The sequence below is a fragment of the Bacillus sp. T3 genome (assembly GCF_033449965.1).
Classification (GTDB): domain Bacteria; phylum Bacillota; class Bacilli; order Bacillales; family Cytobacillaceae; genus Bacillus_BU.
Window position 1 is genome coordinate 3,894,881 of sequence record NZ_CP137761.1, and the last position, 25,570, is coordinate 3,920,450.

31 protein-coding genes and 2 pseudogenes are annotated in these 25,570 nt (G+C 31.1%); all 33 read right to left on the reverse strand.

Translation table 11 applies throughout. The features are described 5' to 3' along the window. Window positions 1–13 precede the first annotated feature (13 nt). Window positions 14–949, reverse strand: a complete 936-nt coding sequence (locus RGF10_RS19890) for an ABC transporter ATP-binding protein (protein WP_412176748.1) — start codon at window positions 947–949, stop codon at window positions 14–16. After that, window positions 950–1,815: pseudogene (locus RGF10_RS23965) on the reverse strand (ABC transporter transmembrane domain-containing protein); the annotation flags it as partial. It abuts the gene before it with no gap. A gap of 18 nt (window positions 1,816–1,833) precedes the next feature. Continuing rightward, window positions 1,834–2,283 carry a signal peptidase I gene (locus tag RGF10_RS19900; RefSeq protein WP_318505157.1) on the reverse strand — a complete coding sequence of 150 codons (450 nt, stop codon included), beginning with the start codon at window positions 2,281–2,283 and terminating at the stop codon, window positions 1,834–1,836. Beyond that, entirely contained in the window at window positions 2,270–2,536 is a 267-nt protein-coding gene (locus RGF10_RS19905) for a PqqD family protein (RefSeq protein WP_318505158.1), read from the reverse strand. Before RGF10_RS19905 ends, RGF10_RS19900 begins: the two co-directional genes overlap by 14 nt. After that, a complete protein-coding gene (locus RGF10_RS19910) occupies window positions 2,536–3,312 on the reverse strand; it encodes a hypothetical protein (protein ID WP_318505160.1) in 777 nt (258 codons plus the stop codon). Before RGF10_RS19910 ends, RGF10_RS19905 begins: the two co-directional genes overlap by 1 nt. A 47-nt stretch (window positions 3,313–3,359) precedes the next feature. After that, a complete protein-coding gene (locus RGF10_RS19915; protein ID WP_318505162.1) occupies window positions 3,360–3,542 on the reverse strand; it encodes a hypothetical protein in 183 nt (60 codons plus the stop codon). Window positions 3,543–3,768: 226 nt separating this feature from the next. After that, complete coding sequence (locus RGF10_RS19920) at window positions 3,769–4,251, reverse strand: VanZ family protein (RefSeq protein ID WP_318505164.1); 483 nt, start codon at window positions 4,249–4,251, stop codon at window positions 3,769–3,771. A gap of 14 nt (window positions 4,252–4,265) precedes the next feature. Continuing rightward, window positions 4,266–5,450, reverse strand: coding sequence for an acyltransferase family protein (locus RGF10_RS19925; protein WP_318505166.1), 1,185 nt, complete (start codon window positions 5,448–5,450; stop codon window positions 4,266–4,268). An 89-nt stretch (window positions 5,451–5,539) separates the two neighbouring features. Then, entirely contained in the window at window positions 5,540–6,340 is an 801-nt protein-coding gene (locus RGF10_RS19930) for a class I SAM-dependent methyltransferase (protein WP_318505168.1), read from the reverse strand. A 250-nt stretch (window positions 6,341–6,590) separates the two neighbouring features. Further along, complete coding sequence (locus tag RGF10_RS19935) at window positions 6,591–6,971, reverse strand: hypothetical protein (RefSeq protein ID WP_318505170.1); 381 nt, start codon at window positions 6,969–6,971, stop codon at window positions 6,591–6,593. Between the two features lie 35 nt (window positions 6,972–7,006). Next, complete coding sequence (locus RGF10_RS19940; protein WP_318505172.1) at window positions 7,007–7,516, reverse strand: hypothetical protein; 510 nt, start codon at window positions 7,514–7,516, stop codon at window positions 7,007–7,009. Between the two features lie 116 nt (window positions 7,517–7,632). Next, window positions 7,633–8,616: a right-handed parallel beta-helix repeat-containing protein gene (locus RGF10_RS19945; protein WP_318505173.1), complete on the reverse strand. Its 984-nt coding sequence runs from the start codon at window positions 8,614–8,616 to the stop codon at window positions 7,633–7,635. A 512-nt stretch (window positions 8,617–9,128) separates the two neighbouring features. Next, complete coding sequence (locus RGF10_RS19950; RefSeq protein ID WP_318505175.1) at window positions 9,129–10,214, reverse strand: acyltransferase family protein; 1,086 nt, start codon at window positions 10,212–10,214, stop codon at window positions 9,129–9,131. Between the two features lie 126 nt (window positions 10,215–10,340). Further along, entirely contained in the window at window positions 10,341–11,432 is a 1,092-nt protein-coding gene (locus tag RGF10_RS19955) for an acyltransferase family protein (protein WP_318505178.1), read from the reverse strand. A gap of 155 nt (window positions 11,433–11,587) precedes the next feature. After that, the gene (locus RGF10_RS19960; RefSeq protein ID WP_318505180.1) at window positions 11,588–13,126 is read right to left on the reverse strand and encodes a lipopolysaccharide biosynthesis protein; all 1,539 of its coding nucleotides are present in this window, start codon (window positions 13,124–13,126) and stop codon (window positions 11,588–11,590) included. Window positions 13,127–13,144: 18 nt separating this feature from the next. After that, window positions 13,145–13,288: a hypothetical protein gene (locus RGF10_RS19965; protein WP_318505182.1), complete on the reverse strand. Its 144-nt coding sequence runs from the start codon at window positions 13,286–13,288 to the stop codon at window positions 13,145–13,147. 18 nt (window positions 13,289–13,306) lie between these two features. After that, entirely contained in the window at window positions 13,307–13,471 is a 165-nt protein-coding gene (locus RGF10_RS23970; protein WP_412176646.1) for a GT-D fold domain-containing glycosyltransferase, read from the reverse strand. A gap of 823 nt (window positions 13,472–14,294) precedes the next feature. Continuing rightward, complete coding sequence (locus tag RGF10_RS19970; RefSeq protein WP_318505185.1) at window positions 14,295–14,996, reverse strand: glycosyltransferase family 2 protein; 702 nt, start codon at window positions 14,994–14,996, stop codon at window positions 14,295–14,297. Window positions 14,997–15,040: 44 nt separating this feature from the next. After that, window positions 15,041–16,180, reverse strand: a complete 1,140-nt coding sequence (locus tag RGF10_RS19975; RefSeq protein WP_318505188.1) for a glycosyltransferase — start codon at window positions 16,178–16,180, stop codon at window positions 15,041–15,043. A gap of 23 nt (window positions 16,181–16,203) precedes the next feature. Next, window positions 16,204–16,362 carry a hypothetical protein gene (locus RGF10_RS19980; RefSeq protein ID WP_318505190.1) on the reverse strand — a complete coding sequence of 53 codons (159 nt, stop codon included), beginning with the start codon at window positions 16,360–16,362 and terminating at the stop codon, window positions 16,204–16,206. Window positions 16,363–16,366: 4 nt separating this feature from the next. Continuing rightward, window positions 16,367–17,344 (reverse strand): glycosyltransferase, encoded by a 978-nt coding sequence (locus tag RGF10_RS19985; protein WP_318505192.1) that lies wholly within the window; start codon window positions 17,342–17,344, stop codon window positions 16,367–16,369. Window positions 17,345–17,379: 35 nt separating this feature from the next. After that, window positions 17,380–18,582, reverse strand: coding sequence for a glycosyltransferase (locus tag RGF10_RS19990; RefSeq protein ID WP_318505194.1), 1,203 nt, complete (start codon window positions 18,580–18,582; stop codon window positions 17,380–17,382). Between the two features lie 128 nt (window positions 18,583–18,710). Further along, the gene (locus RGF10_RS19995; protein ID WP_318505196.1) at window positions 18,711–19,133 is read right to left on the reverse strand and encodes an FAD synthase family protein; all 423 of its coding nucleotides are present in this window, start codon (window positions 19,131–19,133) and stop codon (window positions 18,711–18,713) included. Between the two features lie 18 nt (window positions 19,134–19,151). Next, a complete protein-coding gene (locus RGF10_RS20000) occupies window positions 19,152–19,586 on the reverse strand; it encodes a CDP-glycerol glycerophosphotransferase family protein (RefSeq protein ID WP_318509609.1) in 435 nt (144 codons plus the stop codon). Continuing rightward, entirely contained in the window at window positions 19,541–20,314 is a 774-nt protein-coding gene (locus tag RGF10_RS20005) for a CDP-glycerol glycerophosphotransferase family protein (RefSeq protein ID WP_318505198.1), read from the reverse strand. Before RGF10_RS20005 ends, RGF10_RS20000 begins: the two co-directional genes overlap by 46 nt. 40 nt (window positions 20,315–20,354) lie before the next feature. Next, complete coding sequence (locus RGF10_RS20010) at window positions 20,355–21,395, reverse strand: glycosyltransferase family 2 protein (protein WP_318505200.1); 1,041 nt, start codon at window positions 21,393–21,395, stop codon at window positions 20,355–20,357. A gap of 64 nt (window positions 21,396–21,459) precedes the next feature. Beyond that, window positions 21,460–21,675, reverse strand: coding sequence for a hypothetical protein (locus RGF10_RS20015; protein WP_318509687.1), 216 nt, complete (start codon window positions 21,673–21,675; stop codon window positions 21,460–21,462). Continuing rightward, a pseudogene (locus RGF10_RS20020) lies at window positions 21,676–21,720 on the reverse strand (hypothetical protein); the annotation flags it as partial. Window positions 21,721–21,857: 137 nt separating this feature from the next. After that, a complete protein-coding gene (locus tag RGF10_RS20025) occupies window positions 21,858–23,021 on the reverse strand; it encodes an aminotransferase class I/II-fold pyridoxal phosphate-dependent enzyme (protein WP_318505202.1) in 1,164 nt (387 codons plus the stop codon). Further along, complete coding sequence (locus RGF10_RS20030; protein ID WP_318505204.1) at window positions 23,022–23,666, reverse strand: acetyltransferase; 645 nt, start codon at window positions 23,664–23,666, stop codon at window positions 23,022–23,024. 22 nt (window positions 23,667–23,688) lie between these two features. Further along, complete coding sequence (locus RGF10_RS20035) at window positions 23,689–24,282, reverse strand: sugar transferase (protein ID WP_318505207.1); 594 nt, start codon at window positions 24,280–24,282, stop codon at window positions 23,689–23,691. A gap of 19 nt (window positions 24,283–24,301) precedes the next feature. Further along, window positions 24,302–24,451: a YwzD family small protein gene (locus RGF10_RS20040; protein ID WP_318505209.1), complete on the reverse strand. Its 150-nt coding sequence runs from the start codon at window positions 24,449–24,451 to the stop codon at window positions 24,302–24,304. 10 nt (window positions 24,452–24,461) lie between these two features. After that, entirely contained in the window at window positions 24,462–25,562 is a 1,101-nt protein-coding gene (galE, locus tag RGF10_RS20045; RefSeq protein ID WP_318505211.1) for a UDP-glucose 4-epimerase GalE, read from the reverse strand. Window positions 25,563–25,570: the final 8 nt, after the last annotated feature.

The window sequence follows — 25,570 nt, forward strand, 5'->3', positions numbered from 1 at the left end:
AACTGCCCCCCTTTTAACCAACAGTTAACTCTTGTTTCGTTTCAAAATTTTTATCATGTAAATTTCGATATAATCCCGGGACGATCATTAACTGCTCATGGGTCCCCTGTTGGACAATTTTCCCTTCATCTAACACGATGATCAAATCCGCATGTTGAATCGTCGATAAACGGTGAGCAATCACGAGCGTCGTTCTGTTTCTCATTACCCGATCAAGCGCTTCCTTCACTTTGTACTCTGTTTCGCTATCTAAAGCGGAAGTAGCCTCATCCAATAATAGAATCGGTGCATCCTTTAAAATCGCCCGAGCAATCGCAATGCGTTGCTTTTGACCACCTGATAATAAAATACCTCGTTCCCCAATTTCAGTATCATAGCCATCTGGGAGTGACATGATAAAATCGTGGATATTGGCATGGATAGCGGCTGTGATCAGCTCATCTTCATTAATATCGGGACGAGCTAGTAATAAATTCGCCCGGATTGTTCCTCCAAATAAAAAGGTTTCTTGGGGAACAAAAGCGATGGCACTTCGCAAAGCCTCAAGGCTAAGTTCTGCAGTACACCTTCCGTTGATTACTATTTTTCCAGACTGAGGTTTGTAGAAGCCCTGCAAAAGATTAAATAGAGTCGTCTTGCCAGCACCGCTCGGACCAACAAAGGCAATTATCTTTCCTGCAGGGATTCTAAAATTAAAATCAGCAAAAACTTCCTTATTTTCATCGTAGCTAAAATTAACAGCTTGGAATTCAATTGACTTTATATTGGAAATGGTAGAGGTGAAGCATGGTAAATCTTTTGTAGCTGTCGGTCGCTCTAATAAATTGATCAATCTTTCTAATGCTGTAACAGACCTTTGAAAGCCGGCCCATTGACCAGCAATTCCTGTCATTGGATATACAAGGTGGCCAGCTAAGTTGGTAAAAGTCAACAAAGATCCAACTGTCATGTTCCCTTTTGATACAAAATAGGCGCCTAAACAAAGGTTAATCATAAATGCCACGGAATTGATCAAATATCCTCCTGAATAGTACCAGCCTTGAAGCTTGGAATTATCCAGTTCGAGCTTGTAATATTGTTTATTTTTTGTAGTAAAATGTTGAAATGTTGACTTCTCAAGCGTAAAAGAGCGAATGACCTGTAACCCTTGAAAGGATTCAGCTAAAAGACTATTAATATTGGCTACTAGTTCATGAATCATTCTTCCATTCTTCTTTAGTTTTACGCCAAAAAAGACTCCGCCCAAAACCGCAACTGGAGCAACTAGTATACTAATGAGACATAGCAGCCAGTTGATTTGCAGCAAGTAGATAAAAACAGCGATAAAGATAACCGGAAGTCGAATCAAATTAATCAGACTCTCGCCAATGATTCCGTCAATCGCGTGGATATCATTAGAAAAAAAGAAAACAGTTCGCCAGAACGAATTTTGGACGTTTCCCCTGCTGGAAGCCGCATGATATGCTGAAAAAGATGCTCTTTTACATCATTTTTCACACCATTGGAGGTAACTGTCTTAAAATAGATATTGCAAAAGTTAGATACAATGCTAGTAAGAGTAAGAACAATCCCAATTGGGACTAAAGTTTTTAATCTGGCAAAATCACTATGAATGGCGGCATCTGTAATACTTCCAAAAAACCATGCAAAGGCGATCGTAAAGAAAATATCGACTGCCATTAACAGAAAGAGCACAGCATAAGCCTTCCAACGTTTGAGGATAAACGGCTTTAGCATTTTATAGGCCTTTTTTATATCATTCAGTTGGATATATTGTTTCACCACGGTTGTGCTATCCTGTATTTTCTGTATCATTGTCAAACCCCATAAATATTAATTTTGATATTTCCGATTAAGATACATTCGTAAAACACCAGAAATCAGCGGCCAGGAAAGAACCAAACTTGTCCAAAGCTTTACACCATAATCTGTCACCTTGATTTGTTTATTGTTCCTTTGGATGGATGCCATTCTCCCAATGATTTGTTGCTCCATTACCGGTGCATCATAGCCAAGGTTTGAATCACCTTTTAGAATATAAAAGAGGTGACCATTTTTCATTTCCATACGATGAAATCGGTGGGCGACCAGCTTCCCCACTTCCGAATGAAATAAAATAATGTCACCTTTTTTTATATGTTTTGGTTCGATAAAATCAAAGTGGCAGATGTTTCCGTTTTGAATGAACGGATACATACTATTACCCTCAGCTGGTAATTCGATGTACCCCTGACTCTCGGTTTTTTTCTTTAGAAGCAAGAGTGTCTCGTTATTCAGTAACATGCCGAATTATGCCACACTCCAGTAATTGCGATAGAAAGAAATCAATATCCTCTTGATTATCAGCTTGTAAGCCAAACTCCTCTCTAACTGCTCCCCTTAACGATTCTACCGTTTGTGCCTCCTGAAGAAGATTCCAACAAAATCCACCTGTTCCATTTAATTTAGTAATCGTGAAATCATCTGTATTTAAGACAATCCATTCCCCATCAAAATTCGTCGCTTCATAGTTGTTTTTTTGTATAAACTGAACCATTATGAAATCAACTCCCAAAATGTTGGATCCTTTTTGAAATGAAGTTGGTAGACTGGGACCTTTTTAACCAACAGCATTAGTAACTTCATGATTATTTTTGTTTCTTCTGGACTATGGACCCAATAAAAGACTTTGTCCATTAGATGAAGGATTGCATCTGCCTTCCCCAGCTCCACTCGTTTATTAACCAGTGCTTGATGCAAAATCTGAATACTTCCTAGCTGTGCAGTCTGGTCAGCGTTCGTTGTGGATATCTCGCTGCGAAAAGGTGAATTAAATATCTTTATATCATCGTCAGTAATTTTAACCAATGTAGCCTCGTCTGACAGGAGTTCACGAGGATGAGAGAGCTTTGCTGCGGTCGATTTTCCAGCACCTGAATGTCCTGAAAAGATATGGGCTGTATTATTTTCGAGCGCACATGATGAATGAATCAGGATGCCCCAGTGGTGGTGGACGATGTACGAGCTATAAAAGTTCATGAGAGCATGTTTAAGTGCAAGTTCATTGTGGACAAAAATTTTAGCATTTTTATAATCCAAATCAGTCTCAATTAAATAATCTGCCCTTTGGTATAATAACTTTCCGTTTTCTTTCGTTATCTTGACATGATAGTTAACAAATGGGCTCCCATATCCATCTTCGATTGTAAGATGGATATCTGGGGTTTTATTAATACTGTTTAGAAACCTATTAAAATTTAGGTTAATGAATTCATTAACCATTGGCGAGTTCGAACTTGTCTCCATGAGGTGATTTCCAACTAATATGTGCATTTTATTTGCTCCTAGTGATAGAAGTGTATCATGTCATTACTATATTACTAGTTTTTTTTCGGATGATCCTTTTTAGGTGTATATGGTTCAAGTGGATAGCTTTCTCCATTACTGTCTCCTGGATCATTGGAAACTGGTCCATGCCCTTGGTTCCAGCTTTGAGAAGTTTCAAAGGCGATTGACTGATGTGACAGGACTAGCGGACGTTCATATACTTTTTCTTTGCTCATAATTTCACCTCATCATTTTTTTGTAGAACACAATACGAAAGAACTAGATAAAACAGAAGATAGTAATGAAAAATTACTTTAGGAATTTCTTTAGATAGGACATATTTCCTTAATTATAAAGGAGTGTCCGTTCTTTTTAAAGAACAACTTTTCGACAAATCGATTTAATTCCTTTTAAGATCTAAATATTTTGCAATATTGAATGATCATCAAAAAAAGAATCTTCCTAGTTAAGGAAGACTCCTGATTTATCCTTCTTCGCTTTTTGCTCCACTTTTTTCAAAAACAGACCTAACCTTGTAGTTTGACATAAAAAATTATGTTTACGAACAATCCACCAAATCACTAAAATCCCAATCGCATCCTTAATCAAATCATCTAGCGAGAAAGACCTAAATGGCACGTAAATTTGATGAATCTCATCTATCAAACCATATAGGAGTGAAATAAAAATCGCAATCCGATTTTTCAATTTTCCTATCTCCCCAAAACTGAGAAAGGCCAAAAATAACAGGAAATATAAAATCCCAAATTCAAATAGATGAGTTAGTTCTAGGCATATCCCGATAATTAATACTAGCGAATTGTTGATTGTGTAGGAAGAAGATTCAACAATTAACCCAGGGTTGAAATAGCTAGACTGTAACCATATAAAAATCATGTAAATTAATGAAAGCAATCTTAATACTAATCGTAAAATATTATACAATAAAAATTCAGTCCTTAAATTTGAGAATCCATAGTATTCTTACTATGTAATGAAGTGGATCTTTCAACTTTGCTCGGTGTAAATATGGATCTGGTTAGGTATTTCCCTATTTCTATTGATGGTTTTTCAATTATATAATACAAAATGGTAGATAAAATAAAGGTTATAAGAACTACCATAGATATTATTATCCATAACGGAGCATGCCCATATAGAAAATGAACAGTGGAAAATAGGACAATTAGATGTGAAAGATATAAGCTATACGAAATTTTACCCATAAAATTAATTAGCTTATTTCTTAATAACAAAGAAAAACGCTTGGATGCTATCGCAATTATGATTAAAATACCTGAGCCCAAAGAAGTGAACCATGTATCAATTACTGTTCTATAGAACGGATTAAAGTCATTAATCAACATGTTTATTAAAAACGATGGATGTGCATATAAATATAACGTTAATCCTATGATCAATATGATAATCCTAATTCTGAGACTTATCTTTTGAAAAAGATTTATTAAATCTTCTCGATATTTTGCTAATAAGGCTCCGAAAACAAAAATTGAAGAATAATGAACACTTACATAAAGTTCGGTACCAAAGAAATTTGCTTTAGTGATAATTGAATAAATAACACTTAAAATAGATAATGTGATACTTAATAAAATAGATTTCTTTAAATTCAATCGTACAACCAAAAACATAAGGATTGGAAATATTATAGAAATTCTCATTTCATGGACTAATGACCACACTACATTATTAAAATTACTAGTAAATGTTCCTATTAAAAACATGTGCTTTAGTATCGTGTTTATATCTATAGTTCTCGTCCAATTCATATTAAACCAATTTGAAAGTCTATTAATCTCTCCCGAATAAAATAATTCTCTCGTTGTGAAGGCAATCAATATTGCAATTAAATATGGTAAATAAATTCTACAAATTCTCTTTACAATATATGTACCATAATGAATTTCTTTGTTACCAAAAAAAGGAATCGCCAATACGAATCCACTTAGTACAAAAAATAATGTAACTGCCTCACTTCCTGCAATAATAAATCGGAATGGACCAAATTCAAATAATAAATTTGAGTACAAATTTGAATTAAATATTAAGTATATATGTCCTAAAAAAACTGAAAGTGCAGCTAAACCTCGTAAAGAATCTAATTCCTCATAACGACCGTTCATTAAAATTTGCCTCCTAAAAGATAAAACCAAATAAAATGTGTAATGGAACGAATGAATTCAATAATTAATTAGTTAGTTAGCAGTTTGGATTACTTTGTTGCTTTTATGAAGATGCTCTTCTGCAGTGGTGGATTATTTATTAGTCTACTATTTTTATCAAAAACCGGTGCTCTATAATCATTCTGGTTATAATCACCTAAAGTGTTATATTTTGAAGCTACTTCAGTATCCAAGAAGGAGTATTGCGTGAAGTGAACGACTAATAATCCTTGAGGATTGACTAACTCATCAAGCTCAATAATCTGTTTTTCGAACTTTTCAAAGGGATAAATTTTCTTTAAATTTGTAATTCCTTTTGCATCAATTTCATTTGGTTTTCTTTGTAATACAGCCATACAAAAAATCGCATCAAATTTTCCATGTTTCTTTATTTCATTTGCTGTTGAGTAAATAAAGGAAATTTTCTCATCTACTGGTAGCATTCTGCATTTTTCAAGGCTTCTTTTGTTTATATCTGCACCTATTATTTGTGCATTCGGGAAATATTTACGTAGAGTTAATACTTCTTCTCCAGTGGAGCATCCATACGAGAGAATCTTTAAATTTTCTTTTCCATCAAAATATTCCTGGCACGCTGAAAAAATTGTAGGGTAGCGATCCATGTAGGTGAGAGGTGTTGTTTGATGAACATTTTTATAGTTGAATAACTGCATAAGAAGGATAAAACGATGGTCTTTATCAACTAAAGCACGTTTAGCATTTTTAATTGCATGCCACAAAACATACAAAATTGATACAATAAATCTAGTAACAAGGTTTTTGTTTGATTTATTTTTCTTAACTGTCTGTTTCGCGGAATCAAGAATTTGTACATTTATTTTAAAATCCATATACACATACTCCTTTAAACTATTCAAGATTTATCCTTTTTCTATTTTTGACCAAACACTTCTCTTTAGTTATATAATATTATATTAACACCGTTCTTTATTAAGAACAACGTTAATATGTTACAAGTTCCTCTTTTTGTTAAAATAACTTATAAAAATTAGAATGGACTCAAATATTGTATGGATTTAGTATTCCTTCAAACCTTTATTTACTGCGTTTAGATATAAAAATGACCCACACAGGGTCACTTTAATTTGATATTAAATTGTTGTTAATATTTATATCTTTTACTGTAATGTTCAACTTAGCATTAAAAAGTGTATTACCCTCAACTAAGTAAGGTGGTGCATCTGTTCCTGCATTAGAAGTGTCAATTCCAGAAATAGGAGTTTTAGTATATATCATGTTCTCTTTAAAAGTTGCACCAAATATTTTTGTAGGCTTAGGGGACCCATACGGTCCAACTTTTATCAATGGTGTATTAATTGTATTGTTAAGTGCCAGAATCATACAATTTAATAATTCAAACTTTTGAGCTGATAAAATATATACTGCAGCTCCATACCCAATATTTTCAACAACTTCAAATATTGAATTTTGAATGATTACTTCTGTATTTACGCTGTTCACTTCAAGGAGATTCTCTTTTTCCTTAAATTTGCATTCTATAAGAACATATTTCCCCCTTGTTTTATAGAAATTTTTCCAGCTTCAAAAAAACATTGTGTATATTTTCCTAACGGTAACACTGTACCTTTCCGATCTATATCTTCAACCGTTACCCTACTATAAATATTTTCATTGTTGCCATTTCCAAAAATTAGACCTTTTCCTGTAGTCTTCGCTTTAATCAATATATTATCTAGTTCAACCTTTTTATCTCCTACATATAAAATGCCTGGTAGAATTCCATTATGTTTAATTGATATATTAGTGATCTTTTGACCTTCTCCACTACCTATACTCAAACTTGTATCAACTAGTGAGGCAGTCGAAAAATTAATATTTTTACCTATTAAATTTACACTTCCGTTTATAAATTTATTGTGATGAACTTCAACGTCTTCCGGGTGTATAGTCAGACCAGACCCATTAAAAAAATTATTCTTTACGATTATCTCACCTCTAAAACCTGCATGACCATGAACACCCACATTACCAGTTGTTGATTGCATAAAAAAGTTTCCTTCAATTCGTACATTTTCTCCATAAGCTAAAACAATTTGTATTTTATTATCAATGAACCTGTTTCCATTGATGAATGTATTTCTCCCTGGAAAAAAGCCAGGCTCTATATCAATCCCGCTTTGCGGGGAGTTCCATTTGTATTATGAATCGTATTATTTTCAATTTGAACACCGTCTGATCCGACCAAACTTATTCCTTGTCTTCTATTAAATCCGATATCACTATTTTTAATAGTAATATTCTTTGATATCGCTACAGTCATTCGACTAACTTTAAACCCTATTGTAGAAGATGCCTCAAATACTGCTTTAAAATAATCTGCATCATCTGGAATTATAGATTCGTCTGAATAATACCTTAATTGTTTATCTGATTTGATAAAAGTTCCATCTTTTCTATAATAAAAAATGTCAACTTTACTATTCGATGTAATACCTTGTGGGAGCCAGAAATATATATTACGATACGTTTGGTATGAGAGGTTATCGAAATTAGTTACAGTCCTATTATTTGTTCTAATCTTACCATTGGCAGCAATCAAGTTTCCGTTATCATCAATACCACCAGATTCTACGCTAGATTCTGATATAGTTGAACCAGTTATTGTAGTTCCACTAACTGTAACTCCATCACCTGTGAAATTTTCTAATTTTACACCATCTACAACAACATTTTCTGCGCCAACAATATCAATTCCCGTACCCCACTCATGAGTTCCACCTGTGGAATAGTTATGAGTATCTCGATCCCCTCTATATGTTCCCCCTTTAATTGTCACATTTTTAACATTTGTGCCAAGATAAAGGACAGAATATATTTCATAATCATTGCTTTCCTTTTGCAATACTACTTTGTCACTTAACAAAAAATCAATATCACTAACCAGATTAATTCTTGATTGCAGATCTCCTCTTTGAGTCCCTTTTGCAATTAAGTAAGTCCCATCTGGTATCTTAAAGGTTTTATAACCATTTTCCTTTGCCCATTTTATTGCAGAATTAATCCCACTTGTTGTTTCTAGAGGGTGAGTTCCATTATTGTATACTCCCCATCTTTCTAGCTCCAGTTCATACATTGGAGTTCTCAAATAATCATCTCCCTTTTTCATTTCATTTATATTCTTATGAAATATGCTTTAAAAGGGATTGTACCAATTTACCAAAACGTTAAAAATAAGTAGATTGCGGAAATAAGTGTTGGTATGGTGTCAAAATTGATACCAAATATAGTAAGATAAAATGCTTTTGGAGGAATTGAAAAAAGAGGGTGATCCATTTATTGATTTAAGCAAAGAAAAAATGTAAGAGCAGCGCCCAAATTCAGAGCAATTATGATAAAAATCAGGGCTTCTTAGTGTAGCAAACTCCTTTACAACCACCGAACATAATTATGCAATAATTGTAAAGGAAGTGTTTTTTGATTAAATATCAAGAGATTCTATGGTTGCATGCCCAAGTACTCAGTCAACGAGAGGATTGCTCTAGCTCTACTTGGATATTTATTATTTTGTTAGAATATAGAAGAGGTAATTTCAACTTTTCTTATATTCAAGTTACTTGTTTGAACATTCATACAACAACTGATTTAATAAAGTTTAAACTACAAATTATTACTTGTTATCCCTTTTGTTTGCCTTGGTATTCTTGGCATTTTATTTATTAAACTAAGAATTGGATAGTAAATTAAGTTAATTAAACAGGATGAGATTATACATAAAATTAATAACCAAATATAAATTAGAATGGCGCTTCTTGGTGCAAAAGTCATTTCTTTAAAGATTGTTGAATAAAAGAACATGTGACTGAGCCAAATGTTGGTTGAATGTTTCCCACAAAAACTTAGTATTTTTTTAAATACATTATTTTTATTCATCAAATTAAATAAACAAATAAAACTTATTGATGTAATAGGAGCAATAATCATAGACTCATAAAGAGAATGGATAATTATTAATAATAAAATCCCTAATGAGAATATTATGTTTTTATGTTTATAACTTTTGACTTTTTGAACAAATACTGAATAAAAACGATCTTTAACGAAAATGGCTCCTATTATAAAAGGTAAAAGAGAAGTCCCAAGTAAAACAATTGCATTAACACTAATTATCAATGGAGTGTTTTCACCTAAATCCAATACGCCCTTTATTCTCTGAATATAGCTCAAAAGATAAATTACACCAGTTACACCAAGAACCATAAAAGTATTATACTTTTTAATAGCCATGAAAATTATCGGTGAAATTATTACTAACAATACATATGTCTGCATGAACCACCAGGCACCATTATAAGAATTAGATAACAAAAAGAAATTAAGAAGAAAATCAGTTACTGTACCAGGATATATCTCTTCTTTCCCTAAAAAAAATCCAATGGTTACAAATAGTACAAGAATAATCCAAAAATTAATTAATAATTTTATTACTCTGATAAAATTTTCCTTTATATTTATATTACCTGTTTTTTGAAAATTGACGTACAAACCATATCCACTAGCAAAACAAAAGATTGGAACACACGCATCACCAAACAATGCAAAATAATAAAGTAAAGGGACATCATTAATCCAGATATATGTATCATATAGTCCGTTAATTTCTTTTCTCGCAAACAAATGAAGTAGCAACATAAATAATATCGCTACTCCTTTTAGTACCTTCATATCATTTTTAGTAATTTCCATTTTTATAAAAACCTCACTTCTTTATGTAATATTATTGTTGCATAAAGAATACTATTCATTTAATAAAAATATGATTTAGTAATTTTATATATGTAACCATCATGTAAATTATTATAAATGTATATTTTAAAAGGAGAGATTTTTCATTGCTTTTGACCTTCTTTTATTAATTCTATATGAAACATATTTCTTAATATTATCAGTATGTCTTTCTGTTAATAAAGAAATAAACCATGTATAGAAAATAACAAGAATAGCAAATAGTATTTTGATCCACAATGGAGTTGCCTTAAATGGCCAATAAGGTGATGCTAACCAGGTGAAAATAAAATTAGCTACTGGATAATGCATTACATATAGTGTATATGAAAATCCTGCCAAATCCTTTGAAATATTGTATTTAACACCTCTACTAGTAGGTTCTCTAAATATTGAAATAATTAAATACATTAAAATTGCAAATGTTAACCCAATCGCTATATCTCTTAGTATTTGGTTGATAATTTTCTCTCCAAATATTAAATGTGGATAAAATGACACAATAACCATACCTAATGAAACAGATAATAGAAATAACTTTATTATTTTATTATTGATATTTATTGGTTTAATGAAAGGAATAATTGCACCAACTAACCAAACAAAAAAATAAAGTATAATTTTTTCTCCTATAAAAATAGAGATACCAATAAAAAATAGAAGATAAAATAACTTTATTAGAAATTTTTTCGAAACTATAGAAAGTATTAGGATCGGAAATAAAACATAATACCAAAATTCATAACTTAAACTCCAAAGAGGTCCATTTAATCCATAGGGTTCTACTAGAATCCCTTGTAAAAAAAATAAATTTCCAATAAAGGTACTTAAGCCACTTAACTCTTGAATCTTCTGGTCAATACCAAATAAGTTCATTTGGAGCTTACCCCAAAAAAAAGTTAACAATAAACCAGGTAATAGCACAATCCACAATCTAATTATTCTATTTATAAAATAATCAGACCATTTCCATTTATTACCAATAAATACTCTTAATATAGATGAAGAAATAAAATAACCACTTAATACAAAAAATATCATTACTGCTTGATAGCCAGGTAATGGCACATAAAAATGAAATAAAAATACAACAAATGCAGCTAGAAACCTAATAAAATCTAAAATTTGAGACCCAAAACTTTTACTGTCAATTGTATATATTGGTACTTTCAACATCATACGCTCCTAGTTATTAACCCTATTATAAAAAGAAAACTTCTTGTTTTTAATGGACAAAAAAGGGGCCAAAAACATATTTTTTGGGACACCCTTTTAAAAATTAAATTACTAATTTTGTAAAAACACCAATAAAAGTCTTATTTCTATATAAATTATCATGCAGAACGGGAAAATATTCTTACTTTAGGAAATGCACCTTTTAATGTATTCCATATATAAATAAATTCCTTACTTCTTTTTAATAATGGTATGTATATAATGTTAGGAATTATTAAACATATAATCCCTTTATATACTAAAGCAATGATGCCACTACCTATAACAAGAAAGTTGCATATTAATGAAGTAACATAACACACAAACAGTGTTAGTCCTAAATAACTTCCATATTTTAAAAAATAAGAATAGACCGGTACCTTGAACACATTTCTATATACGATTAAAGGTTGAGTCCAAAAAACAGTTAATATTGTACTTAATGTTGTCCCCATTAAAATCCCTGCTAATCCAAAAAATTTTACTAATATTAATGATGATATAAGATTAATTAGCCCTTCAATAATAGGTGCATATTTATCTTGTACAAATAATCCTGCTTTGTTTTTAAATGTTGCAATTGCTGATCGCATACCGGTCAAGTAAAAATTAACTAAAATAATAATAAAAGAAAGCTGATCTAATAGATACTCTCTTCCAAGCCACCAACTGATAAATGGCTGTAATAAATTAAAAAGAAATATCACACATAATGAATAAATCCAAAAATTCACCAAAAAAGATACCTTAAAAATTGAATAACTTTTTTCATTATTTTCGGTAGCTATAAGGTTACCAACACTTTCTCCAATCCCACCTAATAAAGGCTTAGCTAGTGCAGACATTTGCTGCGTAATCATAGTGTAGTTAGCGTAGAGGCCAACTGTTGCTATACTAATAAATGATGAAATTAAAAGATTATCCGTTCCAAAAACCAAAAAAGCACCAATATTTTGAAGAAACATCGCTTTAATATTTTTTACCATATTCTCTTTTGTAACAGAGTCGATTGAATATTTCTCCTTTGTAAGGATATACGGATATCTTTTATTGACAATGTCTCCATTATAAATGGTTTGCAACAAGAACAATGTCAATTCTATGATAAGGTACAATATATAACTTTTCGTCACTAGCAATATGATTATTCTAGCAATCATTGTGATGACTTGAAATATAAGGTTAACTTTTGCTATGACATAACCTCTTTGATCAGCATTTATTAATGACCACTTATGTGCATTTAAATATGAAATCATATTTTTGGCTACAAATAGAAAATAAATAATAGTTAGATTCTCTATATTCCCTCCATCTTTCATAAGTACACCTAAAAATGGAAATAAGCAAATACTAATTCCTAATGTAATTAAGGCTAAAATTGCATATGCTTTTTTATATAATTGAATGAGCGCAATTATTTTGTTATTTTCTCCATCTGCTAATGGTTTATATAGATTATAAACTATACTAATTCCTATACCGCTTTCAACTAATGCCATTACTGATAAGACATTAGTTAAAAGCCCGTTAATCCCAAGGTAATCTACTCCTAAATTATCAACAAATATTTTACGAGACACAAATCCTAATAAAACAAGAATAATTTGGGATAATAGGCCAATATAAATGTTTTTTATTGAATGTTTAGTTCTCATAATATAGTCATCATCTTCTTACACTACTTTCACAATTATTTCTTTCTCATAATTTTGATTAACTAAATCCTGAATTAAATCCCCGCCCGTAATTTCACCAATATAGTTATTATTAAATGGCATCTTTTCTTTTACCTTTTTAAAGGAACAATTTATATTCAATATCAATATGTCCTATATCTAATAATGGTGGTATCCATGTTTAGCAAGACCATATGATAAAATAGTTGCAGTAGGGCCTAGTGCAATAAGGACTAATTTTTTATTACTTTGTTTACAAACTTCACCCATTATTTCTTCATATTTTGCAAAAGCATCAGTTGGGGGACAAATAATTCTTTTCAATCGTTAATGTATTCTCAAACAAGTCTTTTCCAAATCCAAGTCTACTTTATTCAATTTCAACTACAATAACTTCTCGATCTTTCCAAATCTCCTTAAATTTTGAAAACCGCCATCTTTTGAATCAATATATAACCTTGTTACAGTGCTTCATAATACACTTTTTTCATGTCCAAATTTTTATAAATTTAACCTCTTTTAGATTTAAGTATTTCGTCCAATGTCTTTTCGTTTTATCTTTCAAACCATCATAAAAAAAACATTTGGTATACATACCAAATGTTGATCTCAATTATTTTTTATTATTTCATTTAAGCGTTTTCCAAGTTCAGTATGATATGGTTGAAAAAACAAATCCTTTCCACTCATTAGAGCAAATTCACCATCACCTTATCTTCTTACAGAATACTGTTCATTGACTAATTTAATTTGTGTTTCATCAGTCGTTTTTACTATTCGTGGTTTTACAAGAAATGATATTAATTTATTTTTGAGAATGATACTTGATTCATAGTTTTTTAGGATTCAGTAAAAGATATTTAATAAAAAATTTTTATCCAAAGTTATCTCCTTGAAACTTGCTTAACTAACAACTTATAACACATTGGGTGAATTTTGGCAGCAGATAAAAGAATTTTAACGTTACGTGGGAATTCCTTCAACTTAATTACTTTTTTATAGTGAGCATTTAATATTTTTGTTACCTTCAAATATGTTTCTCTATAACTATCAAAATTTTGTTTAGTAGAAATCGACTTCATAATTACTAAAGCACTATTTGCTAGTTTTAATGCAACTATTGATGTTAAATCAGGATAATATTTTTCTATAAATTTGTACATTTCTTCATAAATGATAACTGCATCCATTCTAATATTTTTTTGGCTTGCCCCATTGTTCCCTCATCCCTTTTAATGTAATGATATTTTGGGGAACCTATACTACAAACCTTTTTACATTTATGAATTACTTTATATGTAAAAGCTGTATCTTCATAGACAATTCCTTCTGGAAACCGAATATCTGTCAATAAATTTCTTTTAATTAATTTTGTCCATACCACCTCATCATATAGTTTACCCTCAAGCATTGCTTTCATTGCCTCGTGTCTATTTTGAATAATTAGGGGATGCGATCCATTTACAACAGTTTTATTTGTAAAATAAATAATGCTACTACAATTAGCTATTTCACAATCATTTTCTACACACAGATTAAATAGCAATTCATACATATCTGGTTCAATCCAATCATCGCTATCAACAAATCCAATGTATTCTCCCTCTGCAATATCCATTCCTGCATTTCTTGCTGTGGACAAGCCACCATTTTGCTTATGTACCACTTTTACTCTCTTATCCTTTTGAGCAAAGTCATCACATATAAAACCACAATTATCAGGTGACCCATCATCAACTAAAATTAGCTCAAAATCTTGAAATGTTTGATTGAGTATAGAATCCACACATTTATGTATATATTTTTCCACATTATATACAGGAACAATAATACTAATTTTCGGTTTCATTCTTTTATTCCTTTCTTATAAATAAGGATATGAGATGTAAAAAATTAATTAACTTTTTGTGATTGCTTAAACTTATTTCGTACTGCCTCATTTTTAATTAAATATTTTACTTTTCGATAGATTTCTTCTTCATTAGTATTAACAATAAAGCCATTAATACCCTCTTCAATTTGTTCATGTGCCCCTATAAAATTTGTGGATACAATAGGTTTAGATAAACTTATTGCCTCCGCCAAAGTTATACAGAAACCTTCGTGCCTTGAAGTTTGTACATAAATATCTGCCTGAGCCATATATGGATAAGGATTAGCTGAAGAGCCTAATAGAATGAAATGCTGTTCCAGGTCTTGTTCCTTTATCATCCGTTCAAGGTTCTGTCTATATTTACCTTCTCCGATGCAATACCATCTTACTTCAATTCCCTCTTTTCGGAGTCTCGATAATACCGTTACAGCAAGGTCCTGGCCTTTTTCCACTGATAATCTACCAACTGTTACAATTCTATAACCTTCGTATCCTTTATCAAATTCTATCTTCTCTTTTGACATTTCCATTATTACATCTTTAGGAACATTATTATGAATAACTAATGTTTTTTTTGAGATTTTTGGGAACTTAGTTACCAACTTGTTTTTAGCCTCTTTTGAAACAATAAACAAATGATCGAATTTTATATAAAGCTTGTTATACAATTTTTCATTAATTTGATGCTTTGACACATCAAAATGAACCCAGGAAATCTTTTTCTTAGCATTTACTTTATTTGCTATAAAAAAATCAATAATATCAGTTGGACCATGATATGCTATCGCAATATCAAATATATGTTTATAAAAAGGGACAGATTTCATGACATTTTCATAGTAAAGGTACCTTTTATCTAGGTATTTCGATATTAGATACGTAGCAACAAAGCTAGGTACAAGGTGTAATTTCTTTTGTTTTAAATAATCTTTCACCGTTTGCTGGGGAGCTTGCATAATAATGGGTTTTACTTCTTTGTACCATGTTGCCTCTTCGATTTTCACCCAATCAGGGACAAATTCAAGGAATCCCCCTTTTTTTTCCAATAACAAGACGGTAATATCATACTCATCTTTTGATAATTTAGAAAGGAGGGAAAGAAATGATTTTTCAACCCCACCAATATTCATGCTGCTAAGCATAAATAAAACTTTTTTCATACTTACCCTCCATTTATAATATGTTATAAATCAATCAATACTTGTGGCTTTTGAATTGTTTCCTTTTGAAGATTATCTTTAATCTTTTTATATAATTTTTTATCATTTATAAAATTCTTTATTGCCTCATAGATTTGTTGACTATCAATATCAACAACTAAACCAGATTGGCCATGTATCAATTGTTCAGTTGCACCAGGTAAAATTAGTACTGATGATTGGGTTGCAAAAGCATTTTGCTTCAGCTAGGGTTATACAATATCCTTCATGACGTGAAGGTTGTATATATATATCGCATTGTTTCATAAATGGATATGGATTAGGATTAGAGCCAAGAAGGATAAAATCTTCCTTAACTTCGTATTTCTTTATAGCTTTTTCATATTCTACTCTTTCATTACCCTCTCCAATACAATACCATCGAATATTTAATCCCTCCTGCTTTAGTTTTGCTAACACGGGAATTGTTAAATCTTGACCTTTTTCTTTGCTAAGTCTACCTACAGTAAGGATCCTTATACCATCAAAATTATCTTGAAAGCCTAATCCTTCATCTGCAAGCTTTTTTATGTTTTCTTGGACAATAATATTCAAAAACACTTCTGTTTTATCCTTTAAAGTGGGTAAAAGCCTATCTAACTTGTTTTTGCCTTCTTTCGAGACAACGTAGATCCGATCAAACATTTTATAAATTTTAGATGCAAAATATTTGTTAAACCCGATCTTCGTAACATCAAAGTGAATCCATTGTATTTTCTTTTTAGAATTAATTTTATTAGCGACAAAATAGCTTATAAAATCCATAGGACCAGCATAAGCCACAGCTAAATCATAATCACCATTTACTGGAAATTTTCGTAAAACATATTTAAATAAAAGTGTTCTTTCTTTATTTATCATTGATATAAGAAATAAAATAAATAATACAAATGCGTTCAGGAGTTTTCCTTGTTTTACATATCGTAATACAACATTTATAGGTGGCTCATTAATTATTGATTTTATCTCTTTATACTCATCCAAATACCTTACACTTACACTTTTAGGAATCGTATTAAGAAAGCCACCGTATTTTTCCAACATCAATATCTCAATATCATACTTTACTTTTGACATTACAGATATCATGTTTAGTAGTGCTTTTTCTGTTCCACCAACATTCATGTTTATTACCATGAATAATACTTTTTTCTCATGGGTTAGTCACCTTCATAACTTATAAGTTGATAGAATTTATCAATTTCATCTACATTTCCTTTTTTTTCTGTCTTTAAATATTGCACAATATTTTCCCTTAATGTTGAATCGTTTATTAATCTTTTTATACCCTCACAAACTGCATCTGGGTTCATATCCACTACAAGTCCATTTTTACCATCCACCATTTGATTATAGACTGAATCAAAACGAGTAGTAACAACTGGTACATTGAGCATTCTAGCTTCCGCTATTGCAAGGCCAAATCCCTCAAATCTTGAAGTTTGAACATATATATCTGCATTTTTAATATACGGATATGGATTAGCCTTTACACCTAACAACTTGAAATGATCAAATAAATTATCTTTAATTATATTTTCCTTGATTTCTTCTTCAAGTGGCCCTTTTCCGAGAGCGTACCATTTAAATCTATATCCAGATTCTATTAACAATTTACATGCTGAAAGAGCAATATCATAACCTTTACCTTCAGCTAGTCTCCCAATAGTAAGGATTCTTAAACCTTCATAATTATCATTAAATCCTCCATTAAATTCAGCCATATCTTGTATTAATAATGGATTGTTGATATCATAAATTACTTCTATTTTTTCTGAGTAAAATGGAAAAGTATTAATTAATATATTTTTTGCTGAATCTGAGACAGCCACAATTTTATTGTACCTATCATAAAAGTTCTTTTGAAAATCTCTTTCTTTTTTATCTAATAAGTAACTAGTATTAACCCATGCAAATTTTTTTTTTGCATATACTTTTTCTGCTACATAAAATGTAGGTACTCCCTGCGCATAACTAATGGCTATATCATATATTTTAGGATTATCCTCAATTACCTTTGATACACTTTCCCAATATAATCTAGCCTTTTGAGCATTGCTATATTTTTTTGTTCTTAATTTTAGAGTGTATTTAGTCCTAGCAGATAACATAGTATATGTTGAATTCTTTGCTGAATATAGTAAGGCATCTTTCAAACTCATACTTACAAACTTTGAATATTTTAATGGTGAAAGAATATTTACCTCTTTAGGTATTAACTCTTGTAAGACTCCGCCATGTCCAAATAACATAAGATCAACATCATATCTTGTGTAATCTAATAAGGATAAAAGAGTAACCAGACTTTTTTCTGCACCAGCACACTCAAGCGAATCTATGACAAATAAGATGCTTTTTTTCATTTGTTTTCCTCACTTAATTATTCCAAATAATGTAAACTTAATAAATCTTAGATGATACTTGGTTGAGATTCAATAAAAATTTTCAGTATTTTTTTCAAAATGAATAAATAAAAATTTGTTTATTTAATTTATACCTTCATTTTTTCTTTTAACATTGTTGATGAAGTATCCTTCGTATAGGGAAAATAAACTAAGGATACTCCAACTTTGTTAAATTTATCTTCATAATCCTTCCATAATTTTGAATTTTTCCAATCATCACCATGGAACATTACATCAAAACTAATTTTTTCCCATGCATCTAACTTATCCATTGTAGTTTGTATAACGACTTCATCAACATATTTTATAGATTCTACAATCTTAATTCTTTGCTCAAAAGGTACTACTGGCTTTTGATTTTTATAACTTTCTACTAATTCATCCGTACTTACACCCACTATTAAATAGTTACAGCTTTCCTTTGATCTCTTTAAAATATTTAGGTGTCCAACATGAAATAAATCAAATACGCCAGTTGTATATCCGACATTATACTTTTTAGGAACCATAAAATAATCTCCTTAATTTTATTTTGTTATTTTCTCTATCCTATCCAATAAATTTTTACTAGCATTTCCATCTTCATAAGTGTTAATTTTTTCTAGCATTTTATTTACTTTATTCAAATAGTTATTCATATCAAAATTTAATATTTCTCTCGTAAGTTCATTGTTTGTTTTTGCGCTAACAAATGGAAGTTCACTTATATTAAAATATAATTTTCTATCATTATTCACATAATTCTCTAAGTCTGGAACGTATAAGAAACATGGTTTTTTTGTAAGAAGAAAACTAAACATAACAGCTGAATAATCAGAAATTAATAGATCTGCAGTGTACATCAATTCCTGAATATCATCATATTCTGTGACATTAATAATTTTTTCAGTATCTTTTATTTGTTTTGATATATTAATTAAGTGAGGATGTAATCGTAATAGTAATATCCATTCTCCCCAAATTTTTCTGAAAGCACATTAACAATTAGTTCATAATCAAGATTGTAAACATCTAATCCACTATCCTTTCTAAAAGTTGGTGCGTATAATGCAATTTTATAACCATTTGGTAGGTTTAATTTATTTACAATTAAGGTTTTAAGACCCAAATTTTTTTCAAAAAATATATCATTTGCTGGAGTCCCACTTTCTAAAATTTCCCCATTGTACCAAAATGCATTTCTAAATATTTTTGTACTATATTGACAACCTGACAATAACAAATCACATTTAACAGAATCCTTTTTTGCCATTTTTATATAGCTCTGTGGTAAAGTATCTTCTGCATCTTTTTCTATTTGCTTTAATCGCAAAGAACTATGCCATGTCTGTATGTAGTATTGTTCTTTCCTTTTCACAAATAAATCTGTAGTTCTAAAATTTGTTATTATCACCTTTGATGTACATAATTCATAAAAATATCTAATCGACATCAATCGTACTTTTCTAAAACCGGTTAAATGTTCTTTGGTTTTTAAATCATTGAAAGCCCATACAATATCAAATCTACCTTTTGGGTAATTCTTCAGAATATATTCTGTAATATATTTAGGACTGCAGCCATATTGACTTCCGTAATAACTAAATAAAAATACTTTATTTTTATTTATTGGAAAAAGATTAAAAATATAAATTATCATTAAAGTAATATATTTTTTTATCAAATTCCTTATAACTGGATTCGAATCCATAATAATACTCCCCTTCATTCCATTTTCATAGATGTAACTTTTAATTTTCCACCTTGTAAAAAATTTTTTGCATACCTGCAGGTTGGGGTTTAATATGTAGCTTTCTTAAGATTATATTTAATAATTGATAAGAAATATTCAATAATGGGTGTAGATAAAAAAGACTTAATTGTTGACTTAGTGTTATGTCTTGGATTGCAGCCATTTTAAATTGTTTATAATGGGTTTTAATATAATTCCTAATTTCTTTTCTTAAATTTCCATCCTTATCTTTCTTACGATTAAGTAACAACAAATTGTAGTGGATCAAACTAGTCTTTAAGATTCCCCTATAAGATTCATCGATTAAATCTTTATAGTTATCTTCAATAAAAAAATGTCGTTCCCTTATACCTTTTAAGATATCCAAATTCTTTGGTGTATAGGTTGCAACAATACTGTCACTACGTTGCATATAGTAGTATAGAGGTTGATGGATTAAGACAAATGTATTCACTCGATGCATTACATGATGAGCCCAAAAAACATCTTCAAACAATACACCTTTTTTAAAAGGTAAATCTTTAATTAGACTTGTTTTGTAGAGCTTGCCCCAGGCGAAATTTTTAATCCGTTCATTTATTACTAACTCATACATAAGTGAACAATTATCCAAAACAGCAGGTTCAGCATCCTGACAATAAACCCTGTTATCAAAGAGAAGATGGTCATCGTATGCATAATAAAAAGCTGATTGAACAATATCAGCTTGAAATTGATTACTTATATTAATCTGCGCTTCGACCATCTTTTCGTCTAGCCAATCATCACTATCAACAAAAATAGTGTATTCTCCTGTTATTTGCTTCATTCCAGCATTTCTAGCATCAGATAAACCACCATTTTCTTTATGAATCACCTTTATTCTTTTATCCATTTTAGAATAGCTGTCAGCAATTTCCCCACTTTTATCAAGCGATCCATCATTTACTAGTATTACTTCAAGATTTTTATAGGTTTGGTTTAAAATACTCTTTATACATCGATTTAAATATTTTTCAACATTATAAATTGGAACAATCACACTTACTTTTTGGTTCAATGGATCCCCACCACCTTCACAATACAAAACAACTAGCAAAGAAATTCAGAGAAACAACAAAATATTAGATATCAGAATTTCCATTTTCCTTTTTCCATTTAATAAATTCAATTACATCACGATATTCCTTTATCTGTTCCTTATTAATACCTGATTCCTTTAATTCTTTAATTAAATCTATCCACTCTTGTTCTACAACTTGATTAATATCTTTGTTTGATTCTGTTTTTATTAATGCTTTTAAATCAACATTTAATACCGAAGCAATTTTTTCTATCACCTTAATAGAAGGATTCTGATTTAATTCTCTTTCGATATTGCTCAAATAAGATTTTGAGATATTTGCTCTTTCAGCCAGTTCAGTAAGCGATAAATTTCTTTTTTTCGAAACTCGAAAATATTTTTCCCAATCATTTAATTACCTCTTTATCGTATAGCTTTTAAAAATGTGAAATTACTTCATCAAGAATTATATTTTATCTCTTTTTTTATACAATCAATTACTTTATGCTGCTCATCTTCAGTTAAATTAGAGCCAGATGGTAAGCAAATACCGGAATTAAATATCGCCTCTGACACATTTTCAAATTCATTATTAGTGTAATATTTAGTGTCTTTAAATAAAGGTTGCATGTGCAAAGGTTTCCAAACTGGACGTGCCTCAATATTTTGCTCGGCTAATGAGGTTATCATTGAATTAATAGATATTCCTGATTCTTTCTCATCAATAGTTAGAGCAGTTAACCAACGATTTGAATAGGTATTTTTTAGTTCAGGCATAAAACTAAATCCTGGATAGTGTCTTAATTCATTTAAATAGTTTTTAAATATTTGCCTTCGCGCCAGGACTCTCTCTTCTAATATCTCTAACTGAGCTCTTCCAATCCTGGCTAAAATATTACTCATTCGATAATTGAATCCTAACTTGCTATGTTGGTAATGAAGTGCAGGATCCTTGGCTTGTGTAGCTAAAAATCTTGCCTTTTTCAACGACTCCACATCGTCTGAAACCAACATTCCCCCAGCAGAAGTGGTAATTATTTTATTTCCATTAAACGAGTAAATACCATATTTACCAAAGGTTCCACTTGCCTGTCCCTTATAATTTGCTCCTAGTGATTCAGCTGCATCTTCTATCATGGGAACATCATATTCATTGCAAACTGACAGTATCTCGTCTATTTTTGCACTTTGGCCATATAAATTAACAACAATTACAGCTTTTGGTAATTTACCAATCTTGCTAGCCTCTTCCATTGCATCCTTTAATGCACTAGGAGACATATTCCATGTTTCTGGTTCCGAATCAATAAAAACTGGTTCAGCACCTTGGTACACAATTGGATTGGCACTTGCGATAAAGGTTAGAGATGAACAAAAAACTTTGTCACCCTTCTTAATATTCAATAAAGAAAGAGCCAAATGAATTGCTGCAGTACCTGAACTTACCGCAACAGCCCCTTTGGCTCCAACATAATTTGCTATTTCTTCTTCGAATGCATCTACATTTGGTCCAAGTGGAGCAATCCAATTTGTTTCAAAAGCTTCATTAATATATTTTTGTTCATTCCCGCTCATATGCGGAGAAGAGAGAAATATTCTTTTAGTTGAAGTTACATTAACCATTTATACACCTCCATGAATCTTTTTCATTTTTATCTTTGCCGGAACCCCTACAGCAGTACAAAATGGTGGAATATTGTTAATCACAGAGGCTCCTGCACCAATGATAGACCATTCCCCGATGTTTGTATTTGGAATTACCGTTGCTCCTGCACCAATATGTACCCCATGTTCAACTTGTACAGAACCCGTCAGAGTGACATTTGGGGATACGTGAACAAAATCACCGATTCGGTTGTCGTGTTCAATCACTGAATTCGTGTTAATAATAGAATGTCTGCCAATTACCGCATCAGCTTGAATTACAGATTTTGCCATAACAACTGTCCCAGTTCCGATTTTTGCACTTGGACTAATAATTGCAGAGGGATGTATGATTGATAAATAGGATTCATTAGGCAGGTCGAGCCTTTCAATAATTGTTTTCCTTATTTTGTTGTTTCCGATTGCAATAATTATTTTAAGGTCCTTAATCAATTTCTTTATTTCTTTTACCATTAAAATTGAACCAAAATAGGTATTATCTTTAACAGTTAGATCTATATGTTTATCATCAAAGTATCCAACAATTGAGTGGTCATTATGTAAAGAAATTAAATCTGTGATAACCTTGCTGTGTCCCCCTTGACCAATAATTGCTATGTTCATCCCGCGCTCCCCGCCTCCTTTGCTAATATTTTGAACCTTTAAAGGGTTCAATAGTTGCATTTCCCAGTTGATTAATCCCTTCCGATCGAATCACTTTTAATACCGTTAACCATAAAATTTTAAAGTCTAGTAATAATGATCGATGGTTTACATACCAAACATCAAACGCAAACTTTTCTTCCCATGAGATCTCATTTCTCCCATTAACTTGGGCCCATCCTGTGATACCTGGGCGAACATTATGCCGTGTTGCTTGCTCAGGAGTATATAAAGGAAGATACTCCATTAGTAACGGCCTTGGTCCAACAAGGCTTAGGTCACCTTTAAGAACATTGATAAGTTGTGGTAATTCATCTAAGCTAAATTTTCTTAAGAATTTACCGACAGCAGTCAATCTTATTGAATCAGGCAAAAGATATCCTTTTGAATCACGTTCATCCGTCATCGTTCTAAATTTATAAAGATAGAATGGTTTACCAAATAACCCTGGGCGTCTTTGTATAAACAGTGTAGGGGTACCTAATTTTATTCTTACTAAGATCACCGTAAACAGCATAATTGGTGATGTTAACATCAAAAGTAATAATGCACTGAAGAAATCTAGCACTCTTTTCATAAAATATCCTTCTCCACTACTAGTTTCCCTTAATTACTTCATTAATCTTAACGATAATTTCTTGAACTAAATCTTTGGTATTAACCGATTGACTTAAATGCCCAATTGTATAAATTTGATTCATCATTTCAACAAACTTCTCCTGTGATAGCTTTTCAGACAGGTTCATCTTTCCAACCTCATTTCACCAACTCATGATTAATTTCTGCTAATAAAAAATCCTCGCTTGTAATACAGCAAGGATTATCATTAGATATTATCTTATTGTTTTCTTCATAACCTCTTGGATTTTTGGATTGCCATCTCCATGAATCCTTACACATCTCTTCAATTCCTTTTTCTGCAACCCAATCTAAATCCATCTTCGCCTTTGTTGGATCCGCATAGCAGATCGCTGCATCACCTTGTCTTGGATTCACTATTTTATATGGAATTTTAACACCTGAAGCCTTTTCAAATGCTGCAACCATTTCCAGTACACTATAGCCATTCCCAGTTCCCAAATTGTATGCATTAATGCCAATATTGCTGAAAACCTTTTTAAGTGCCTGCAAATGTCCTTTTGCAAGATCAACTACATGAATATAGTCCCTTACCCCAGTACCATCTTTGGTTGGATAATTATTTCCATACACTTGTAATTCCTTTAATTTCCCAACTGCAACTTGGGTAATATAAGGCATTAAGTTATTAGGGATTCCTTGTGGATCCTCTCCTATTAATCCGCTACCATGTGCACCAATCGGGTTAAAATATCGTAATAGTGCAATACTCCAACTTGGGTCAGACGCATTAAGATCCCTTAGGATTTCCTCAATCATCAATTTGGTTCTTCCATACGGATTTAAGGCTGATAATGGAAATTCTTCAGAAATTGGAACAGTTTCAGGAATTCCATAAACTGTTGCAGATGAACTAAATACTAATTTTTTGACATAATATTTTTTCATAATCCTAAATAGTATTAATGAACTTGCAATATTGTTGTGATAATAGGATAAAGGGAGTTTAACAGATTCTCCAACTGCCTTAAAACCAGCGAAATGTACAACTGCATCAATACTATTATCCAAGAATACCTTCTCTAATTTACCTTCATCCAATAAATCAATATTATAGAATTTAAACCTTTGACCAGTAATCTGACTTACCCTAGTTAATGATTCTTTTTTACTATTGCTCATATTATCAACCACAATAATATCGTAGCCAGCTTCTAATAATTCAACGGTTGTATGACTTCCTATATATCCAGCGCCACCTGTTATTAAAATTGCCAATATAATCC

Excerpts from the sequence above, each read along its gene's own strand:
- RGF10_RS19890 (WP_412176748.1), bottom strand. The coding sequence starts at position 949 with ATGACAGTTGGATCTTTGTTGACTTTTACCAACTTAGCTGGCCACCTT.
- RGF10_RS19900 (WP_318505157.1), bottom strand. The coding sequence starts at position 2,283 with ATGTTACTGAATAACGAGACACTCTTGCTTCTAAAGAAAAAAACCGAG.
- RGF10_RS19905 (WP_318505158.1), bottom strand. The coding sequence starts at position 2,536 with ATGGTTCAGTTTATACAAAAAAACAACTATGAAGCGACGAATTTTGAT.
- RGF10_RS19910 (WP_318505160.1), bottom strand. The coding sequence starts at position 3,312 with ATGCACATATTAGTTGGAAATCACCTCATGGAGACAAGTTCGAACTCG.
- RGF10_RS19915 (WP_318505162.1), bottom strand. The coding sequence starts at position 3,542 with ATGAGCAAAGAAAAAGTATATGAACGTCCGCTAGTCCTGTCACATCAG.
- RGF10_RS19925 (WP_318505166.1), bottom strand. The coding sequence starts at position 5,450 with ATGAACGGTCGTTATGAGGAATTAGATTCTTTACGAGGTTTAGCTGCA.
- RGF10_RS19930 (WP_318505168.1), bottom strand. The coding sequence starts at position 6,340 with ATGGATTTTAAAATAAATGTACAAATTCTTGATTCCGCGAAACAGACA.
- RGF10_RS19940 (WP_318505172.1), bottom strand. The coding sequence starts at position 7,516 with ATGCAATCAACAACTGGTAATGTGGGTGTTCATGGTCATGCAGGTTTT.
- RGF10_RS19950 (WP_318505175.1), bottom strand. The coding sequence starts at position 10,214 with ATGGAAATTACTAAAAATGATATGAAGGTACTAAAAGGAGTAGCGATA.
- RGF10_RS19955 (WP_318505178.1), bottom strand. The coding sequence starts at position 11,432 with ATGATGTTGAAAGTACCAATATATACAATTGACAGTAAAAGTTTTGGG.
- RGF10_RS19960 (WP_318505180.1), bottom strand. The coding sequence starts at position 13,126 with ATGAGAACTAAACATTCAATAAAAAACATTTATATTGGCCTATTATCC.
- RGF10_RS19970 (WP_318505185.1), bottom strand. The coding sequence starts at position 14,996 with ATGAAACCGAAAATTAGTATTATTGTTCCTGTATATAATGTGGAAAAA.
- RGF10_RS19975 (WP_318505188.1), bottom strand. The coding sequence starts at position 16,180 with ATGAAAAAAGTTTTATTTATGCTTAGCAGCATGAATATTGGTGGGGTT.
- RGF10_RS19985 (WP_318505192.1), bottom strand. The coding sequence starts at position 17,344 with ATGAATGTTGGTGGAACAGAAAAAGCACTACTAAACATGATATCTGTA.
- RGF10_RS19990 (WP_318505194.1), bottom strand. The coding sequence starts at position 18,582 with ATGAAAAAAAGCATCTTATTTGTCATAGATTCGCTTGAGTGTGCTGGT.
- RGF10_RS19995 (WP_318505196.1), bottom strand. The coding sequence starts at position 19,133 with ATGGTTCCTAAAAAGTATAATGTCGGATATACAACTGGCGTATTTGAT.
- RGF10_RS20005 (WP_318505198.1), bottom strand. The coding sequence starts at position 20,314 with ATGGATTCGAATCCAGTTATAAGGAATTTGATAAAAAAATATATTACT.
- RGF10_RS20025 (WP_318505202.1), bottom strand. The coding sequence starts at position 23,021 with ATGGTTAATGTAACTTCAACTAAAAGAATATTTCTCTCTTCTCCGCAT.
- RGF10_RS20030 (WP_318505204.1), bottom strand. The coding sequence starts at position 23,666 with ATGAACATAGCAATTATTGGTCAAGGGGGACACAGCAAGGTTATCACA.
- RGF10_RS20035 (WP_318505207.1), bottom strand. The coding sequence starts at position 24,282 with ATGAAAAGAGTGCTAGATTTCTTCAGTGCATTATTACTTTTGATGTTA.
- RGF10_RS20040 (WP_318505209.1), bottom strand. The coding sequence starts at position 24,451 with ATGAACCTGTCTGAAAAGCTATCACAGGAGAAGTTTGTTGAAATGATG.